Origin of the sequence: Rahnella sp. PD12R, assembly GCF_019200965.1 — a bacterium.
GTDB classification, from domain to species: domain Bacteria; phylum Pseudomonadota; class Gammaproteobacteria; order Enterobacterales; family Enterobacteriaceae; genus Rahnella; species Rahnella laticis.
This window is the reverse complement of the sequence record NZ_JAHTMS010000006.1, coordinates 244,313-263,085: the sequence shown is the minus strand read 5'-3', so window position 1 is coordinate 263,085 and position 18,773 is coordinate 244,313. Positions and strand designations below refer to the sequence as shown.

Sequence of the window (18,773 nt, the reverse complement as noted above, 5' to 3'; positions counted from 1 at the left end):
CTTTCTGCGCCCGTAAAAAAGCCCTCACGAAGAGGGCTTTTTGCATTTCAGAATGCCACGTACTTTATTCAGGCAGTGCCATCAGGAATGCGCGCATTTCACTGAAGTCTGCCGGCAGATTGTGCGACAGCAGTGGCAGATCAGCGCGATCCGCCAGTTCTTTCGGCAAGCCGATATCCTGATCCAAAATCGCTTCCACGCTTTCTTTGAACTTCGCCGGATGCGCCGTGCCGATGAACAGGCCGAATTCGCCCGGTTGCAACTGGTCACGCAGAACGCGGTAAGCAATGGCGGCATGCGGTTCAGAGATGTAACCGATATTCGCCAGCTCGCGCATCGCGTCTTCCGTGGTGTCATCGCTAACCGCACCAAAACCGAGATCTTTCAGTTGCCAGATTTTACGGCGATACAATTCTTCCACGCGCGGCCAGTTGTTAGGCTGGCTGACGTCCATGGCGTTCGACAATGTTGCAACGGTTTTCTTCGGTTCCCATTCGCCATTGCTCAGGAAACGCGGCACGGTGTCATTGGCGTTGGTGGCAGCGATGAAACGCTTCACTGGCAGACCGAGGGATTTCGCCAGCAAACCGGCGGTCAGGTCACCAAAGTTACCGCTTGGCACAGAAACGACCAGCTGATTGCGGGCTTCCTGCGGCAGTTGCGCCACGGCTTCGAAGTAATAGCAAATCTGCGCCAGCAGACGGCTGATGTTGATGGAGTTTGCGGAGTTCAGCTTCAGCGCATGTTTCAGTTCTTCATCATCAAACGCCTGTTTGACCAGCGCCTGACAGGCGTCGAAATCGCCATCGATAGCCACGGTGTGAATATTGCCACCGAGAGTACAGAACAGTTTTTCCTGAAGCGGGCTGATTTTGCCGCGCGGATACAGGATCACCACACGAACGTTTTTCAGACCGTGGAAAGCGTGCGCCACAGCAGCACCGGTATCACCGGATGTTGCGGTCAGGATCGTGACCGGCTGATCGCCAGAAACCTGCGTCAGGATCTGCGCCATGAAGCGGCCACCGAAATCTTTAAATGCCAGGGTCGGGCCGTGGAACAGCTCCAGACAGGCAATATCGTCTTCCACTTTTGCGACAGGCGCAGGGAAGGCAAACGCGTTTTTCACGCGCTGATGCAATTCATCTTCAGGAATTTCATCGCCGATAAAAGCAGAAAGAATGCGCGTGCTGCGGGTGACGAAATCCAGATCCAGCAGGCGGTCAATTTCAGTCAGCTCAAATTCCGGCAGGTCGAGCGGGAAGAATAATCCCTGTTGTTTGCCCAGACCTTGTTTGACGGCCTGCGCAAAACTCACTTGCTCGTTGTGATCCTTCAGGTTGTACAGTTTCATTAGTTATCCCAGTCGATTATCGAGTTATCCCAATACCCGCGCGCCAGCGGTATCCAGACGACAAATATGAACAAAGCCTTCGTCATTTTGCAGATAGTGCGTCTGCAACCAGTCGGCCATACGTTTCGCGGTTGCGCTGTCATTGCAGACGGCAAACAGCGTTGGGCCGGAACCGGAAATCCCGCAAGCCAGCGCACCGATTTCTTCGGCCGCGCTGCGTGCTTCGGCAAAACCCGGCAGAAGACGTGTGCGGTAAGGTTCGGCGATCACATCTTTCATCAGCTTCGCGGCCAGCGCCAGTTGCTGTGTATGGCACGCATGAATAAAGCCCGCCAGATAACGCCCGTGGCTGATGCAATCCTGGCGGCGATACTGTGCCGGTAAAATCGCGCGCGCTTCCGCCGTCGAGACTTTGATGCCCGGATACGCCATCACCCACAGCCAGTCGTCAAAACTTGGCACATTCTGGCTGATGATATCCAGCTCTTCGAGCATCAGCTGGATGCCGCCCAGATAGCACGGCGCGACGTTATCAAAATGCACACTCCCGGAAATCCGTCCTTCCAGCTCACCCATCAGCTCCAGCATTTTGTTGTCGCTGAGCGGCTTGCCGCAGAATTCGTTCATCGCCATCAGACCGGCAACCACCGAACAGGCGCTGGAACCCAGCCCGGAACCGATCGGCATATTCTTTTCAAGCGTCATGGCCACCGGCACATCTTTGCCGATTTCCTGACAGAAACGCTGCCAGCACTGATAAACGATGTTGTCTTCCATCCGGTCAGGCAGCTTGGAAACAAACTTGCCTTCGTTTTTCAGGCTGAATGTTGTGGCGGCTTCTACCGATACGCAATCACCCAGAAGCGTGCCATCCACCGGAGACACTGCTGCGCCCAGAACGTCGAAACCTACGCTGACGTTCCCAATTGAAGCCGGGGCATACACCTTAACCATATTAAACTCCTAACTTCCATGACAGCGTTCTCAAAAGATCGGCAAACACACCCGCCGCCGTCACATCATTACCGGCACCATAACCGCGCAACACCAGCGGTAACGGCTGATAATAGCGGCTGTAAAACGCCAGCGCATTCTCACCATTTTTTACTTTATAAAGCGGGTCATTACCATCGACGGCGTCGATTTTTACCTTGCAACGCCCTTCTTCGATAGCGCCGACGTAGCGCAATACTTTACCCGCTGCTGTCGCATCTGCAACGCGCTGAGCAAATTCGGCGTCCAGTTCCGGCAGGCGGGCCACAAACTCATTTACGTTGCCTGAGGAATCAAAAGACGCAGGCAAAACAGATTCCACATCGATATCCGTTAATTCCAGCTTATAACCGGCTTCACGCGCCAGAATAAGCAACTTACGGGCGACGTCCATACCCGACAAATCGTCACGCGGATCCGGCTCGGTGTAGCCCATATCGCGCGCCTGCAAGGTGGCGGCAGACAGTGACATACCTTCGTCCAGCTTACCGAAAATGAAGGACAGCGATCCGGAGAGGATCCCCGAGAAACGCAGCAGTTCATCGCCTGCATTTAACAGGTTTTGCAGGTTCTCGATAACCGGCAAACCGGCGCCGACGTTGGTGTCGTACAGGAATTTTCGACGCGAACCATCTGCCGCTTTACGCAGCTGATGGTAATAATTCATCGATGAGGTATTGGCTTTTTTATTCGGCGTGACGACGTGGAAACCATCGGCCAGGAAATCGGCATATTGGTCCGCCACTTCCTGGCTGGACGTACAGTCAACAATCACCGGGTTCAGCAGATGGTATTCCTTCACCAGGCGGATCAGACGGCCCAGATTCAGAGGCTCTTTCGCCGCGCCCAGTTCGTCCTGCCAGGTATCGAGCGGAATGCCGTGGACGTTGGTAAGCAACGCGCGGGAATTGGCGATGCCGCAAACGCGCAGATCGATATGCTTGGTTTTCAGCCAAGCCTGCTGACGGCGAATCTGTTCGATCAACGCCCCGCCGACACCGCCGACGCCAATCAGAAAGACTTCGATAACCTGATCGGTGTTGAACAACATCTGGTGGCTGACGCGGACACCGGTAGTGGCATCTTCGTTATTCACCACAACGGAAATGGAACGCTCAGAAGAACCCTGCGCGATGGCGACGATATTGATATTGGCACGCGCCAGTGCGGAGAAGAATTTCGCCGAAATACCGCGCAGCGTACGCATGCCGTCGCCGACCACAGAAATCACGGCCAGTTTTTCCATGACATCCAGCGGCTCAAGCAGGCCATCTTTCAGCTCAAGGTAGAATTCATCTTCCAGCGCCTTGCGTGCGCGAACCAGCTCACTTTGCGGCACGCAGAAGCTGATGCTGTATTCAGACGAAGACTGGGTGATCAGCACAACGGAAATCCCGGAACGCGACATCACTGCAAAAACGCGCGCCGCCATGCCGATCATCCCTTTCATCCCCGGACCGGAGACGTTGATCATTGCCATATTATTCAGGTTGGTGATGCCTTTGACCGGCGTATTGTCGCCGAGGCTTTCGCTGCCAATCAGGGTGCCCGGCGCCTGCGGGTTCGTGGTGTTTTTAATCAGGCAAGGGATCTGGAACTGAGCAATCGGCAGGATGGTGCGCGGGTGAAGCACTTTTGCGCCGAAGTACGACAGCTCCATCGCTTCCTGATACGACATGGATTTCAGCAAACGGGCATCAGGCACAGTGCGCGGGTCACAGGTATAGACGCCGTCGACGTCAGTCCAGATCTCGCAGCAATCAGCGCGTAAACACGCCGCCAGCACGGCCGCAGAATAGTCGGAGCCGTTACGCCCCAGCACAACCAGTTCACCCTTCTCGTTGCCCGCGGTGAAACCGGCCATCAGCACAATGTGATCGGCAGGAATGGCGCTGGCGGCAATACGGCGGGTGGATTCGTTGATATCGACAGTGGATTCGAGATAGTGGCCCTGAGCCAGCAGCTTTTCGACCGGGTTAATGACGGTGACGCCAAACCCTTTCGCAAGGAAAACGGCTTCCATAATGGCGATAGAGAGCTTTTCGCCACGACAGATGATTGAAGCGTTCACGCTGTCCGGGCATTGGCCCAGCAGCGCGATGCCGTGCAGTAACTGTTTAAGCTGAGCGAATTCCTGATCAACAAACGCTTTCACTTTCGGTAAATCAAAGCCCGGCTGCTGTGCCGCCAGACCGGTAATCAGCTGACCAAAAATGTTTTCTGCGTCGCTCATGATGGTCTTGATGTCCTGTCCGGCGACAGTCCGTTCAATCATGGCAACCAGATAGTTGGTAATTTTGGCAGGCGCGGATAATACCGTCGCGACCTGTCCCTGACGCGCATTGCTTTCCATAATGTCCGCAACCCGCAAGAAGCGTTCTGCGTTTGCTACCGAGGTCCCGCCAAATTTCAACACTCGCATTTCTGGTTCTCTCCTGAAGCTCTCGTTTAAATGTAAAAAAAAAGCCCGCACTGTTTAGGTGCGGGCTTTTTTTCTTTTTCCTGTACGCGTCAGCCCGCCCCGTTACCTGTGGTATCGGTGGTGGTAATAATTGTTGTGTTCAGGCTGATGATTCGCATTTTATTTTTCTGTCTGTCTTTAGGTTTGTACTCTGTCTGCCTCTATTAGCTAAAGCATAAGGCACAATAAGTCAATTTTTTTCTGTTTTTGCCCGGTTAATCACGGACAGAATTAAATGGATAATGAGCTGCCTTTAAAAACATTTCCAGTGTTATCCGCAGGTCTGCTTCCTTCACACCGAAGATCACACCAGTGAAGCGGTTATTCCCGTCAGATCATTGGGTCAGCTTTTTTTCGATGTCATGCAGCAAAGTGTGCAGCATTGCGGCGTCACGCTGCTGCAAAAGACCGAGCCTCTGATGCAGCCAGTCGGACAGTTTCTGGTCGTCTCCGGCACCGACATTTTCCAGTAAACGATCCACTCTGCCACGCAGTGCAGACAACTGCCCTTCCTGCGCATTTTCTGCTTTCGCCGACGTCACCTGATTCAGCGCCGACAACTGATAGCAGAAAACCATCACCGCCTGGCCCAGATTCAGCGACGGGTAATCCGCCACCATCGGGACGCCGGTCAGAACATCGGCAAGTTCCAGCTCTTCATTCGTCAGCCCGGAATCTTCGCGCCCGAACACCAGCGCCGCGTGGTTTACCCAGTCGCTCTTCTCTTCGAGCTGAACCTGCAATTCCTGCGGCGTGCAGTAATAGTGAAAACGCGCGCGGCTGCGTGCAGTTGTGGCGACGGTAAAATCAATGTCGGCCAGCGCTTCGGCGAGCGTATTGAAATGCAGCGCATTTTGCAGGATCTCCTGCGAACCGTGCGCAACCCAGCCAGCTTCCGGCTTAAGGTGCGCTTCGCTGTCGACAATGCGCAATGACGCGAAGCCCATCGTTTTCATTGCCCGGGCTGCCGCGCCGACATTTTCCGGGCGGGCCGGAGAAACTAAAATAATATGAAGTTGCATGTCGCGCCCCTGCAAAGAGTGAATGAAATTGCCGCCCGTTTTTCAGCGATGAAATTTTATCCGATTCCAAAACTATTCATCGCTTATATTCTTCACAAGAACTTAACAGTCGGCTCAATATATTCTTTTATTTTATCGGAAAAGCTTACCCGATAGGAAAAAAAGGTGCTGGCGCGGTTAAGCCAACTTTAAAGAAAAATTTATCATTATTTTTCATATGGATATATAATAACGACACATACAGATTTTGCATTTATCTTTCGTTGCCTGATGAATTGCTGAATCGTGTACAATAAAGGCCGAAATGTGACTCAAGCGTGCATTCTTGTAAGTGTTTTTCACTGTTCTGTTACCGTGCTACAATTGAACTTGATATATGTCAACAAACCGTAATTTTGTTGGGTGGTAATTTCGGCACTCGCTGTTATATTGCTGTTAATAGGGTTAGGATGTTCGCCGCTTTAGGACCCCGTGGAACTGCAGAAAGTGGAATCCCTGACCGAGCTTGCGATGTTGTTGCCGTTGATGGAAATTGCATCGAGAACGCGTTTACGTACTTTAGTCATGTAACGAGTGAGATGGCCAATAAGGCATCAAAATTCATTGGGATAACAAGGACTTCTGTACTCCTATTTTCTATTTGTTGGCAATCTTAGGTAGCAATCATGCAGACCCCTCACATTCTGATCGTCGAAGACGAGTTAGTGACACGTAATACGTTAAAGAGCATTTTTGAAGCAGAAGGCTACATGGTACATGAAGCCAATGATGGCGCTGAAATGCACCACATTCTGTCCGAAAATGACATCAATCTGGTTATCATGGATATCAACCTGCCAGGCAAAAATGGCCTGCTGCTGGCACGCGAATTACGCGAACAAGCCAGCGTTGCACTGATGTTCCTGACGGGCCGCGACAACGAAGTCGACAAAATTCTGGGTCTGGAAATCGGCGCTGATGATTACATCACTAAGCCATTCAACCCGCGCGAACTGACTATCCGCGCACGCAATCTGTTGTCCCGCACGATGAACCTGGGCACGACCGGTGAAGAACGTCGTCTGGTCGAAAGCTACAAATTCAATGGTTGGGAACTGGACATCAACAGCCGTTCACTGATCAGCCCGCAGGGCGAACAATACAAGTTACCGCGCAGCGAATTCCGCGCGATGCTGCACTTCTGCGAAAACCCGGGCAAAATTCAAACCCGTGGCGACCTGCTGAAGAAAATGACCGGCCGCGAGCTCAAGCCGCATGACCGTACTGTTGACGTCACCATTCGCCGCATTCGTAAACACTTCGAAGCGACGCCAGATACTCCGGAAATTATCGCGACTATTCATGGCGAAGGTTACCGTTTCTGTGGTGATCTGGAAGACTAATACAGAAGGTTGCCAACCGCTCTGTAGACGACGCAATAAAACGTCAAAGGCCAGCGAAAGCTGGCCTTTTGTTTGAGTTCTGCTTTGAACATCCTCAAAAACTTACGGCGTCGTATGCGCCCACGGAATGATCGGAACAGCGCTCAGCGCATTTTTAGGTGAGCCATCGACGACTTTGTCTGAATAACTCATATAGATAAGTGCATTGCGCTTTTCATCGTAAAAGCGAACGACCTGAAGCTTTTTAAACACCAGGGAAGTCCGTTTCTGAAACACAACCGTTCCCTTGTCTTTGCCTTGTTTAATCTTATCGCTCAGTTCGATCGGGCCAACCTGCTGGCAGGAAATCGCCGCATCGGATGTGTCTTCTGCCAGCCCTAATCCGCCTTTAATCCCGCCGGTTTTCGCGCGACTGATATAACACGTTACATTTTTAATATCAGGATCATCAAAGGCCTCGACGACGATTTTATGGTCCGGTCCGAACAATTTGAAGACCGTATCGACCGACCCGACTTCCTCGGCATGCGCCGCCCCGGAACAAAAAACAAACATCCCAAACACAAAAATCCAACACTTTTTCATTAAGTTACTCCACGTCATGAGCATGACGTTGTTTTCTAAAGAAACCCCATTCGGAAAGCGTGCATTCACAGTTTCTGAATGAAATACTCTGTAACACCTGCAAATAGCACAGATAGCCAAAAAATTCTTAGGAAGTCTTATCAGTAAAAAGTTGCTATTATGCGCGCAACATTCTGTGAATTATCTTAGCTCAACGAGGACGATCTATGGATCAAGCAGGAATCATTCGTGACCTTCTTAGCTGGTTAGAAACCCATTTAGACCAGCCCTTGTCACTCGACAATGTCGCAGCCAAGGCCGGCTATTCCAAGTGGCACCTGCAGCGAATGTTTAAAGATGTCACAAACAATGCAATCGGTGCTTATATTCGCGCGCGTCGTCTTTCTAAAGCCGCCGTCGCCTTGCGCCTCACCAGTCGCCCCATTTTAGATATCGCCCTTCAGTACCGTTTTGACTCTCAACAAACGTTTACACGGGCATTCAAAAAGCAATTTGCTCAAACTCCGGCACTGTATCGTCGTGCTGAAGACTGGCATTCCTTCGGGATCTGCCCGCCAATTCGTCTGGGTGCGTTTATTCTGCCTCAGCCGGAATATATCGCGCTGCCTGAGCAGCATCTGATCGGTATGACGCAAAGTTACGCCTGTACGCTGGAGCAAATCACCACGTACCGTAACGAAATGCGCCGCCATTTCTGGCGTCAATATATTGGTGAAGCGAAAACGCTGCCACCGATACTCTATGGCCTGCACCATTCGCGTCCAAGCCAGGAAAAAGATGACGAACAGGAAGTCCTTTACACGACCGCGCTTGAGCCTGCGCATCTGCCTGAAAATGTTGAAGGTCAGCCGATTGTGTTGCAGGAAGGCGAGTACGCCATGTTCCACTACAATGGCACGCCTGAGCATTTGCAGGAGTTTATTCTGACGTTGTACAGCACCTGTCTGCCAACGCTGAAACTGACCCGCAGAAAAGGACAGGATATCGAACGCTTCTACACTAATGGCCGTGCTCCCGGCACTGCACCATTAGAAATACAGTGTGATTACCTGATCCCAATCCGCCGCTAACGCCTCAAGGCGTTAGCGTTGTATCTCGTCTAACGCGGGCAGATCCAGATGTGATACATCGCCCGCCGTTTCCACAATCCAGCCATTCGCCAGCCACGCACTTTGCTGATGATCCACGCGCGACAATGAACAGTTACGCAGGCGAAGACGACGTTCCGCATACGCAGGCAGTCCCAGAATCGTACTGATCAGACACCCCAGCGCAATGCCGTGGCTGACCAGCAGAGGTTTGCTGCCCGGCGGCAGTTGCAGGCAATTATCGAGCGCAGCACGCATACGCGCCGCCAGCTCCGTCATGGTTTCGCCTTCCGGAATTCGCCCTTGCGGTGAGCCATCCACCATCTGCTTACGCCAGATTTCTTCCTGCTCAGTCAGGCCATCCAGAACACGTTCTTCCAGCACGCCCATATGCAACTCGCGCAGACGCGGCTCATTGATCACTTCACAGCCGCAGGCATCAGCGATAATCTGCGCGGTGTGACGGGTACGCCCTAAATCACTGGTGATAACGTGAGTGATCCCTTCGTTGCGCACGCGCTCAGCAACCTGACGGGCCTGATAAAGACCTTTAGCCGTCAGAGGGCTGTCTGACTGCCCCTGAATACGACGCGCTGCGTTCCATTCTGTTTCGCCGTGACGGACGAGATATACCTGTAACATGTGTGTTTTCCGTTATACTGCGTGAAATTTGCTAAAGGATGCCAGAACTCTATGTACCATGTTGTCGCTGCAACCACTAACCCGGCAAAGATCAAAGCTATCGCCATGGCTTTTGAAGACATTTTCGGCGCTGAGGCGTTTCGCATTGAAGGCGTTGACGTCGATAGTGGTGTTCCAAATCAGCCCATCGGCAGTAATGAAACCCGTACCGGTGCGCGTCATCGCGTCATTGGTGCGCGTCAGGTTCGCCCGGAAGCGGACTTCTGGGTCGGCGTGGAAGCCGGTATCGAAGACAATATGACGTTCGCCTGGATGGTGATTGAGAATATGCACCAGCGCGGCGAATCCCGTTCTGCGAGCCTGATGTTACCTGAAATTATTTTACAGGGAATCAATCAGGGCAGCGAATTGGGAGATGAGATGGAGAAGCTGACCGGTATTGCAGAAGTTAAACGTAAAGGCGGCGCGATTGGCATTTTTACGGCGGGTAAACTGACGCGCACCAGCGTTTATCATCAGGCGCTGGTTCTGGCTTTAGCGCCGTTCCATAATCCGGTGTATCAGGCTCGCGCGCAGACGCACTGAGTTTTGAAACCTGAAATTAAAACGAAAACGGACGCATCAGTCGTCCGTTTTTTCTGACAGTAACTGCTCACCCAACCATTCCTTCAGTTCCGCCGGTGCCGTTTTCAGGCCATTGGAACCCCGGGTTATCGTCGCGATACCGGCACCCAGCTGGCTTTTCAGCTCCCGCTGGCTCATTTCTCCCCGCATCAGTTCCTGAATAATGCGCACCCGCGTTCCCAGCGCCGCACGTTCGTCGGGCGTCAGAAGCAGTTGCAACAAATCCTGATGCAGATTTTCAGCAAAAGATTGCTGTAGCAGTGCCAGAAAGCACTGCCAGTCCTCATTGCCTTGTTGGGAAAGAGCAGGGTCAGTGAGTGTTCGTTGCGTCATGTGAGGGCTGCCATACTATTGAACTAGTACAGCAGCTTAACATAAACGCCCGAAAATCAGTAACGCCTCTGCCATTCGGCATCCGTCAAAATTTTGGCCGGTTGATGTAAAAAATAGCGATAAAACGCATCATAAGCCAACACATTTTTAACATATCGGCGCGTTTCAGAGAAAGGGATACTTTCGATAAATGCGACGGAGTCCACCCTGCCCGCGCTGGTTCCCAGCCAGGTATTCACCCGTGACGGACCGGCGTTATAGGCGGCGCTGGATAAAATACGGTTGCGGCCAAACATCTGGTAGACGTATTCAAGATAGCTGGTGCCGATGGTGATATTCATCTGCGGATCCAGCAACTGCGCCGGATTGCTGTAACCCTGCAAACCGAACATATCCACCGTATGCTGCGCCGTCGCAGGCATAACCTGCATCAGGCCCGCCGCGCCCACCGGAGAACGCGCTTTCGGATTCCATGCGCTTTCCTGACGGGCAATCGCCATCGCGTAACTTTGGGTGATGCCTTTATCGTTGGTCGCACGGCGGAATTCATCCGGCCATGCCAGCGGGAAACGTTCTTCGAGATAATCCCACAGCTTGCCGGTTATCGTGGCCTGTACGCTCAGATCCGGCCATTTTTGCTCGAAGGCATAACGCGCCAGCGCGGATTGCTGCGCCGTACTGCGGCTGCTCACCAGATAGCTCCATTCGGTGCGCGCCAGATTGTCCATCTGCCAGTACATCAGTTCACGTACGCGGGCTACTTCCGGTAATGCCGCTATGCTGGCGTCCGGTTTCGTCGCCACAGAAATCTGCATCGGATACGCGACATTCAGCTTTTGCGCCGCCGCCATCGGATAAAAACCGCGCCCCTGCATTAATGTACGCAGCATCGCTTCACCCTGCGAACGCTGCCCTTTGTCGATCATGACCGACGCACGCCAGTATTGCCATTCGTCCTGCTGCAAAGCGTCCGAAGGCAAACGCTCCAGCCACTGACTCAGGCCCTGACGGTCACCGGCAGCCAGCGCCATGCGGATCCGACGTTCAACCAGCGTGGTGGAATGGCTGCGCAAGATCACGTTATCACGCCATGCGGCCTGCTCCGGCGTGGCATCGCTGCCCATATAACGCCAGGCAACGGCTTCTTCCAGTTCCAGACGATCGCTGTCACTCATCTTCTGCAAACGCGCCAGAACCGGGATCATCGAACGCGCGTTTTCCGAATCATCGCGGGCAATGCGGGCGAACGTAATGCTGGTGGCGTTACGGGTGAAATCGGTCGGCCCGACGTTGCGCGCAAAGCTTTCAATCGTATTCGGGTTGTTTTGCAGATCAACCAGTGCGTCGCGCATCGTCTGATAATCCGGCGGCAGCTGCTTCGCCAGATAACTCACCAGACTGGTATTCCCGGCTTTCATCGCCAGACCAATACGTTGCAGCGTCGTCAGTGCCGTCTGATTGCCTGCGCCCTGCCAAACGGTGAATAATTTGTCACAGGTATTCGGCAGCGACGTGCCGGTTAACCAGATATCTTTCGCGCCATCAAACGCGGTTTTCTGATCGCCGGTGGCCCATTTGGCATAGTAATAATTACAGCGGGCGGCGACCGGCTTCGGCGGCTGCGGGCTGAAAGACAGCAAACTGTTCCAGTCCTGACGACGCGCCAGTTCATTCACAAAGCGTGCAGGCAGGGAACGCGCCGGCGGCAAGGTCGGATTCGCTTTCACAAAAGCATTCACCTGAGCCGGTGTCGCCTCGCCCAGATCCTGCGTCAGCTGGCGGTATTCGAGATAAGGATAAAGAGGATAATCTTCGAGCGTCGGCATCAGCTGGCCAACGACGTCCATCTGATTGTTATCCCACGCCTGTTTAATCTGCATATAGTGCTGACGTTGCGAATCCAGCGAATCCGCTTTCGCCACGCCTGATGCTGTCACCAGCACTACGCTCATTGCCAGAGCGTGCCATTTGTCCACCTTGACCATACTTGCCTTTATCCTCACGGGTTGTCTTTCCTGCTGTGCCAGCTGCACAGATATTGCCCTACAGACCTGCTGTTTTTGATGTAAGAACTGTTCTTCGTTCTGCAGACAGTCACTACGCTAATCGATTCATTTTTAAAATTGAAGTCATGCGGGAACAGCATCACAAACTTTACACAGTGTGAGGCATGCGCAAAGCCGTTACCAGAGAACCACACGCTTATTTTACGTAACACTACGTAGCAGAAGAATAAGCGCAAATAGCAATATTATGACCGCGATAAAAGCCGGATATTTGAGAGAACCCAAATAGATAGCACCCTTACAATGAGAATCTGAATAAATACACTGACAAAACTTATCTTTATTTACGCTAATTTACCGTGATATTTAAACCCTAAACAAAACCTAAATGAAGAGTAAATAATACCGATATTCCTAATTTAATTAACACAATGTTTTCATTGAATAATTTTATTATTGATATCGTTATAAAAGTCTTTATTGGTTCAGATCAATTTTATTTTGGCGTAATTACTTATTATCACGCCATATTCTCAAATCGATTTGAATACCCGTAGTAATTACACGCTTAATTTAATCACGTGCAAGCATTCTTATTCATCGCTTATGGAAAAGTATATGACTCACTCATCATCATCTGTCAAAACCAATGCCAGCCCTTCTTCTTCAGCGGCGGCAGAAAACAAAAACTGGTATCAGATTAGTGGTAACGACGCCATGTCGCGTCTGGAAACCAGCGAAGCCGGTCTGAATCCCCAGATTGCCGCTGAGCGCCTGAAAGAATTTGGTCCGAATGCCTTACCGGAAAAACAAACCAAAAGCGCCCTGATGCGCTTCCTCGCGCATTTCAATGACGTCCTGATTTACATCCTGCTGGCGGCAGCGGTCGTCACCGGTGCGATGGGCCACTGGGTGGACACGCTGGTGATCCTCGGCGTTGCCGTCATTAACGCCATGATCGGTTTTCTGCAAGAAAACAGCGCCGAGAAATCGCTGAAAAGCATTCAGAATATGCTGTCCAGCCAGGCGGTTGTGATCCGCGACGGACAGATTCAGACCATCAATGCCGATCAACTGGTACCCGGCGATATCGTTCAGCTGCGCCCTGGCGATAAGATCCCGGCAGACCTGCGTATCGTCAGCGCACACAACCTGCAGGTTGAAGAAGCCATCCTGACCGGCGAATCTACCGTCGTCACCAAAACAGCCCGTACTATCGACGATGAAGTCATGATTGGCGACCGTCACAACCTGCTGTTCTCGGGCACGATGATCAGCGGCGGTACGGCTACCGGCGTGGTGTATGCCACCGGTAAAGACACCGAGCTGGGTCATATCAACCAGATGATGTCGTCGATTGAACCACAGCGTACGCCGCTGTTGCAGCAAATCGACAAGCTGGGTAAAGGCATTTTCGCCCTGATTCTGCTGATGATGGCGTTCCTGTTTGTCTTCGCCTTTATCCTGCGCGACATGCCGCTCGGCGAGCTGTTGCTGTCGCTGATAAGCCTCGCCGTGGCCTCCGTGCCGGAAGGTTTACCGGCCATCATCTCGATTATTCTGTCCCTCGGCGTTCAGTCGATGGCGCGTAATAACGCGATTATCCGTAAGCTGCCGACCGTCGAAACGCTGGGTTCAATGACCGTCATTTGCTCGGATAAAACCGGCACGCTGACCATGAATGAAATGACCGTTAAGGCGGTGATTCTGGCAGACCGCGCTTATAACGTGGAAGGTGAAAGCTACCAGCCGAGAGGCCGGATTGTGGACGCCACGACGCAGCAGCAAATTGATGTCATCAATACGCCGGTGCTGAACACCTTCATCACGGCGGTCGATTTGTGTAATGACAGCCAGCTGATTCAGGACGACAAAGGCCACTGGGGCATTACCGGCGGGCCGACCTCCGGCGCGCTGAAAGTGCTGGCGGCCAAATGTACGCTCAACACCGGTAAAGTCGAAGCTCTGGATAAAATCCCGTTCGATTCCAAGCACAAATACATGTCGACGTTGCAGCGCATTAACGGCAAAACGCAGCTCTTTGTGACCGGTGCGCCCGACGTTCTGTTCTCGCTGGCGACATTTGAGCTGACCGAAAACGGTGTGCAGCCTTTCCGCCGCGAATACTGGGAAGAAGAGATGGCGCGCTACGCCCGTCAGGGCCTGCGTATGGTTGCCGCCGCGTTCAGGGATGAGCCGGAAATCAACGGTGATCTGAGCCACGACGATTTGCAGCAAGGCCTGGTCTTCGCCGGTATCGCCGGAATGATGGATCCACCACGTCCGGAAGCCATTGATGCAATTGCGCAGTGTCAGCAGGCCGGGATCCGCGTGAAGATGATCACCGGTGACCATCAGGAAACCGCAATGGCCATCGGCAAAATGTTAGGTATTGGCAACAGCGGGGATTCCATCACCGGCAACGAGCTTGAGCACATGGACGACGCCGAACTGGCGGTCGCTGCCAGCCAGTACGATATTTTCGCCCGCACCAGCCCGGAGCATAAGCTGCGTCTGGTGAAAGCGTTGCAGGAAAACGGTGAAGTGGTCGGTATGACCGGCGACGGCGTGAACGATGCGCCTGCGCTGAAACAGGCTGATGTCGGCATCGCGATGGGCATCAAGGGCACCGAAGTTACCAAAGAAGCTGCCGATATGGTGCTGACGGATGACAACTTCGCGACCATCGCCAGTGCGGTGAAAGAAGGCCGTCGTGTTTACGACAACCTGAAGAAAACCATTCTGTTTATTCTGCCGACTAACCTCGCGCAGGGGCTGCTGATTATCCTGGCGATTCTGGCCGGTGCAGTGATCCCGCTGACGCCGGTGCAGATCTTGTGGATGAACATGGCGACGTCGACCACGCTGTCATTCGGTCTGGCCTTTGAGCCTGCCGAGAAAGGTATGATGCGCCGCCGTCCGCGTGAGCCGGGTCAGCATGTGTTAGACCTGCACGCCGTCTGGCGTATCGCGTTCGTCGGTATTCTGATTGCCTGTAGCGCCTTCATTCTTGAAGCCTGGATGCAACCGCTCGGCTACAGCAGCGATTTGATTCGTACGGTCTTGCTGCAAACGCTGGTCACCGCGCAGTGGGTTTACATGTTTAACTGCCGCGTGATGGATCGCTTCCCTCTGAGCCGCGAAGTGTTCGTCAACAAAGGTCTGTGGATTGTCTCCGGCGTGCTGCTGGTGCTGCAACTGGCGCTGATTTATCTGCCAGTGATGAACCACCTGTTTGGCACCGTACCGCTGCCGCTGAAATTCTGGGGCATTACCCTGCTGGTCGGTGCGATGATCTTCGTGATTGTCGAAATCGAGAAATGGCTGGTTAACCGCTTCATTCGTAAAAAAGCGTAGTGAGTTTCCCGCTTACCGGGCTACTTCTGTAGCCCGGTTTTTTTTCAATATAAACATCACAATTCTAAAACTTTAACGCGCATCGCCCTCATTTCGTCTCAAAGATCTCACAAAACGTCCCAAAGCCGGTTCTGCTGATTTACATCAATCCTTCCCCGCTTTATTACTCTGCCTAAGGGTTCTCCCGTCACACAGCAAAGTCATATTTTGCCGCCAAACGGCAATTTCCAGGGATACGCCCCCATCGCAGTACGGCTGCGTTGATCAAACCGGTCGATTTATAAAAACGAGCTCTCTGCGCCTGCAGAAAAACATAGAGCCAAAAAATAGGTAACTTACGATGTCATCGCTCATTGTAGATAAGTGCTTTTACACGCAGCTGGCATTGCATTCACTCTTGCAACTTAACGGACAACACCAGAAAGATATTCTTTCGCTTAAGGACATCAACGCACTGCAAGCCGCATGCAATTCCCTGAGGCCTGAAATCATCTTTGTAAACGAAGACTGCTTCGTCACTGATGCACAGTCCGGTCACGCGTTAAGGGAAGTGATCAACGCGCATCCCGGTACGCTGTTCTTTGTGTTTATTTCCAAAGAAAACCTGAATTATCAGAACTATGTGCCGATCCGGAAAAACATCATCATCATTTCAAAGTCGATTCGCACCACTACGATTTACCAGCTGATCGCGCATAATCTGCAACTGTCACGTTTCACAGAAGCCGAGCCTGAAGCTGAAACGGAGCAACCACTGGATCTCACGCCGGTCAGTCTGAGCCGTACCGAGTCAAGCATTCTGAAAATGTGGATGTCCGGGCTGAACACGCAAAACATTTCCCAGCACCTGAACATCAAGCAGAAAACGGTGGCGTCTCACAAAGGCAACATTAAGCGCAAAGTCAAAACCCAAAATAAACAGGCTATTTATCATGTCGTTAAGCTCACAGATATTTTGACCACCGGAATGTTTGTCGGCAGAACCCAGCCTATCCGGCTCACCGGTGAACCGGATGAATTCACCGTTCCTTTCGGCTAACCGTTAACGCCCCTGCACCCGGCCAGCAACATTCTTCCCTTACTGTGAAGCTGATGGTTGGGAACACGACTGAAACACGCTAAACTTCCCGGTCGGAACCCTTATCAGTCATGCCGCAGTCAGGCGGGGCTGGCTTTAATTCGCCGCTGCGCCCGCCGGATCAGTCTCAATGATTCGGCTCATGCGCGCGGCCCGCAGAGAAAGAGGCTCAAAACAACGTGGCTCAATACGTATATTCCATGCACCGCCTCGGCAAAGTTGTTCCGCCGAAGCGTCATATTCTTAAGAACATCTCCCTGAGTTTCTTCCCCGGCGCCAAAATTGGCGTTCTGGGTCTGAACGGTTCAGGTAAATCTACCCTTCTACGCATCATGGCCGGTATCGATACCGATATCGAAGGCGAAGCGCGCCCGCAGCCTGATCTGAAAATTGGTTATCTGCCGCAGGAACCGCAACTGAACATGGAACACACCGTGCGTGAGTCCGTGGAAGAAGCCGTTTCTGAAGTGGTGGGCGCACTCAAACGCCTTGATGAAGTTTATGCGCTGTACGCTGAGCCGGAAGCCGATTTCGACAAACTGGCCGCAGAGCAGGGCAAGCTGGAAGAAATCATTCAGGCACACGACGGCCATAACCTGAACAGCCAACTGGAACGTGCTGCCGATGCGCTGCGCCTGCCAGACTGGGATGCGAAAGTCGCGACCCTGTCCGGGGGTGAACGCCGCCGCGTGGCGCTGTGCCGCCTGCTGCTCGAAAAACCAGACATGTTGCTGCTCGACGAACCGACCAACCACCTGGATGCAGAATCCGTGGCATGGCTGGAACGCTTCCTGCACGATTTCGAAGGGACCGTTGTGGCGATTACCCACGACCGTTACTTCCTCGATAACGTGGCGGGCTGGATCCTTGAGCTTGACCGCGGTGAAGGTATTCCGTGGGAAGGTAACTATTCCACCTGGCTGGAACAAAAAGATGAACGTCTGGCGCAGGAAGCTTCCTCCGAAGCGGCCCGTCGTAAATCTATTGAGAAAGAGCTGGAATGGGTTCGTCAGGGCGCGAAAGGCCGTCAGTCTAAAGGCAAGGCCCGTCTGGCTCGCTTCGAAGAGCTGAACAACACCGAATACCAGAAACGTAACGAAACCAACGAACTGTTCATTCCACCGGGCCCACGCCTGGGCGACAAAGTCGTTGAAGTGAAGAACCTGAGCAAATCTTATGGTGATCGCGTTCTGATTGACGACCTGTCCTTCTCCGTACCGAAAGGCGCTATCGTCGGCATTATCGGCCCGAACGGTGCCGGTAAATCCACACTGTTCCGCATGATGTCCGGTCAGGAAGAAGCAAACAGCGGCACGATTGAGCTGGGCGACACGGTGAAACTGGCATCCGTTGATCAGTTCCGTGACTCAATGGATAACAGCAAAACCGTGTGGGAAGAAGTGTCCGGTGGTCAGGACATCATGCGTATCGGCACGACCGAAATGCCAAGCCGCGCGTACGTGGGCCGTTTCAACTTCAAAGGGGTTGATCAGGGCAAACGCGTCGGTGAGTTGTCCGGCGGTGAGCGCGGTCGTCTGCATCTGGCAAAACTGCTGCAGGTTGGCGGTAACATGCTGCTGCTCGATGAACCGACCAACGACCTCGACATCGAAACCCTGCGCGCACTGGAAAACGCCTTGCTGGAATTCCCGGGCTGCGCCATGGTCATTTCCCATGACCGCTGGTTCCTCGACCGTATCGCGACCCACATCCTCGATTATCAGGATGAAGGTAAAGTTGAATTCTTCGAAGGTAACTTCACCGAATACGAAGAATACAAAAAACGTACTTTAGGTGCCGAAGCGTTAGAGCCGAAGCGCATCAAGTACAAAAAGATGATCAAGTAAT

General features: G+C 52.7%; 15 protein-coding genes and 1 other annotated feature. Of the genes, 6 read left to right on the top strand and 9 right to left on the bottom strand.

The window, feature by feature from the left end:
- Positions 1–64 precede the first annotated feature (64 nt).
- The 5 genes from thrC to KWG64_RS14095 all read right to left on the bottom strand — a co-directional run bounded on the left by thrC (position 65) and on the right by KWG64_RS14095 (position 5,830).
- A complete protein-coding gene (gene thrC, locus KWG64_RS14115) occupies positions 65–1,354 on the bottom strand; it encodes a threonine synthase (protein WP_195813688.1) in 1,290 nt (429 codons plus the stop codon).
- A 24-nt stretch (positions 1,355–1,378) separates the two neighbouring features.
- Entirely contained in the window at positions 1,379–2,308 is a 930-nt protein-coding gene (thrB, locus tag KWG64_RS14110; protein WP_218522231.1) for a homoserine kinase, read from the bottom strand.
- Between the two features lies 1 nt (position 2,309).
- Complete coding sequence (thrA, locus tag KWG64_RS14105; protein ID WP_218522230.1) at positions 2,310–4,769, bottom strand: bifunctional aspartate kinase/homoserine dehydrogenase I; 2,460 nt, start codon at positions 4,767–4,769, stop codon at positions 2,310–2,312.
- Between the two features lie 34 nt (positions 4,770–4,803).
- Positions 4,804–4,920: a sequence feature (Thr leader region), on the bottom strand.
- Positions 4,859–4,927 carry a thr operon leader peptide gene (gene thrL / locus KWG64_RS14100; RefSeq protein ID WP_071823645.1) on the bottom strand — a complete coding sequence of 23 codons (69 nt, stop codon included), beginning with the start codon at positions 4,925–4,927 and terminating at the stop codon, positions 4,859–4,861. (Overlaps the previous feature by 62 nt.)
- Before the next feature lie 216 nt (positions 4,928–5,143).
- Positions 5,144–5,830: a tRNA/rRNA methyltransferase gene (locus tag KWG64_RS14095; RefSeq protein ID WP_195823869.1), complete on the bottom strand. Its 687-nt coding sequence runs from the start codon at positions 5,828–5,830 to the stop codon at positions 5,144–5,146.
- 665 nt (positions 5,831–6,495) lie between these two features.
- Between KWG64_RS14095 and arcA the strand changes: the two genes are divergently transcribed.
- Positions 6,496–7,212 carry a two-component system response regulator ArcA gene (arcA, locus tag KWG64_RS14090; RefSeq protein WP_013577079.1) on the top strand — a complete coding sequence of 239 codons (717 nt, stop codon included), beginning with the start codon at positions 6,496–6,498 and terminating at the stop codon, positions 7,210–7,212.
- Positions 7,213–7,314: 102 nt separating this feature from the next.
- Here the strand turns inward: arcA and creA are convergent, their stop codons facing one another.
- A complete protein-coding gene (creA, locus tag KWG64_RS14085; protein WP_195813972.1) occupies positions 7,315–7,797 on the bottom strand; it encodes a protein CreA in 483 nt (160 codons plus the stop codon).
- A 206-nt stretch (positions 7,798–8,003) separates the two neighbouring features.
- On the opposite strand from creA, the gene robA reads away from it, so the two are divergent.
- Positions 8,004–8,867, top strand: coding sequence for an MDR efflux pump AcrAB transcriptional activator RobA (gene robA, locus KWG64_RS14080; protein WP_195813685.1), 864 nt, complete (start codon positions 8,004–8,006; stop codon positions 8,865–8,867).
- A gap of 12 nt (positions 8,868–8,879) precedes the next feature.
- On the opposite strand, the gene gpmB is transcribed toward robA, so the two are convergent.
- Complete coding sequence (gene gpmB / locus KWG64_RS14075; RefSeq protein ID WP_218522229.1) at positions 8,880–9,527, bottom strand: 2,3-diphosphoglycerate-dependent phosphoglycerate mutase GpmB; 648 nt, start codon at positions 9,525–9,527, stop codon at positions 8,880–8,882.
- A gap of 51 nt (positions 9,528–9,578) precedes the next feature.
- On the opposite strand from gpmB, the gene yjjX reads away from it, so the two are divergent.
- Positions 9,579–10,112: an inosine/xanthosine triphosphatase gene (yjjX, locus tag KWG64_RS14070; RefSeq protein ID WP_195813683.1), complete on the top strand. Its 534-nt coding sequence runs from the start codon at positions 9,579–9,581 to the stop codon at positions 10,110–10,112.
- A gap of 36 nt (positions 10,113–10,148) precedes the next feature.
- Here yjjX and trpR read toward each other — a convergent pair whose 3' ends face one another.
- Positions 10,149–10,484, bottom strand: coding sequence for a trp operon repressor (gene trpR / locus KWG64_RS14065; protein ID WP_104923402.1), 336 nt, complete (start codon positions 10,482–10,484; stop codon positions 10,149–10,151).
- Positions 10,485–10,540: 56 nt separating this feature from the next.
- A complete protein-coding gene (sltY, locus tag KWG64_RS14060) occupies positions 10,541–12,460 on the bottom strand; it encodes a murein transglycosylase (protein ID WP_195824004.1) in 1,920 nt (639 codons plus the stop codon).
- Positions 12,461–13,108: 648 nt separating this feature from the next.
- Between sltY and KWG64_RS14055 the strand changes: the two genes are divergently transcribed.
- The 3 genes from KWG64_RS14055 (at position 13,109) to ettA (ending at position 18,772) form a co-directional block, all read left to right on the top strand.
- The gene (locus KWG64_RS14055; RefSeq protein WP_218522228.1) at positions 13,109–15,847 is read left to right on the top strand and encodes a cation-transporting P-type ATPase; all 2,739 of its coding nucleotides are present in this window, start codon (positions 13,109–13,111) and stop codon (positions 15,845–15,847) included.
- A 340-nt stretch (positions 15,848–16,187) separates the two neighbouring features.
- On the top strand, positions 16,188–16,886 hold the full coding sequence (rcsA, locus tag KWG64_RS14050) for a transcriptional regulator RcsA (RefSeq protein ID WP_218522227.1): 699 nt from the start codon (positions 16,188–16,190) through the stop codon (positions 16,884–16,886).
- 218 nt (positions 16,887–17,104) lie between these two features.
- A complete protein-coding gene (gene ettA, locus KWG64_RS14045) occupies positions 17,105–18,772 on the top strand; it encodes an energy-dependent translational throttle protein EttA (protein ID WP_152325195.1) in 1,668 nt (555 codons plus the stop codon).
- The last annotated feature ends 1 nt before the right edge of the window (position 18,773 follow it).

Coding starts and splice junctions, on each gene's coding strand:
- thrC (WP_195813688.1), bottom strand. CDS start 1,354: ATGAAACTGTACAACCTGAAGGATCACAACGAGCAAGTGAGTTTTGCG.
- thrB (WP_218522231.1), bottom strand. CDS start 2,308: ATGGTTAAGGTGTATGCCCCGGCTTCAATTGGGAACGTCAGCGTAGGT.
- thrA (WP_218522230.1), bottom strand. CDS start 4,769: ATGCGAGTGTTGAAATTTGGCGGGACCTCGGTAGCAAACGCAGAACGC.
- KWG64_RS14095 (WP_195823869.1), bottom strand. CDS start 5,830: ATGCAACTTCATATTATTTTAGTTTCTCCGGCCCGCCCGGAAAATGTC.
- arcA (WP_013577079.1), top strand. CDS start 6,496: ATGCAGACCCCTCACATTCTGATCGTCGAAGACGAGTTAGTGACACGT.
- creA (WP_195813972.1), bottom strand. CDS start 7,797: ATGAAAAAGTGTTGGATTTTTGTGTTTGGGATGTTTGTTTTTTGTTCC.
- robA (WP_195813685.1), top strand. CDS start 8,004: ATGGATCAAGCAGGAATCATTCGTGACCTTCTTAGCTGGTTAGAAACC.
- gpmB (WP_218522229.1), bottom strand. CDS start 9,527: ATGTTACAGGTATATCTCGTCCGTCACGGCGAAACAGAATGGAACGCA.
- yjjX (WP_195813683.1), top strand. CDS start 9,579: ATGTACCATGTTGTCGCTGCAACCACTAACCCGGCAAAGATCAAAGCT.
- trpR (WP_104923402.1), bottom strand. CDS start 10,484: ATGACGCAACGAACACTCACTGACCCTGCTCTTTCCCAACAAGGCAAT.
- KWG64_RS14055 (WP_218522228.1), top strand. CDS start 13,109: ATGACTCACTCATCATCATCTGTCAAAACCAATGCCAGCCCTTCTTCT.
- rcsA (WP_218522227.1), top strand. CDS start 16,188: ATGTCATCGCTCATTGTAGATAAGTGCTTTTACACGCAGCTGGCATTG.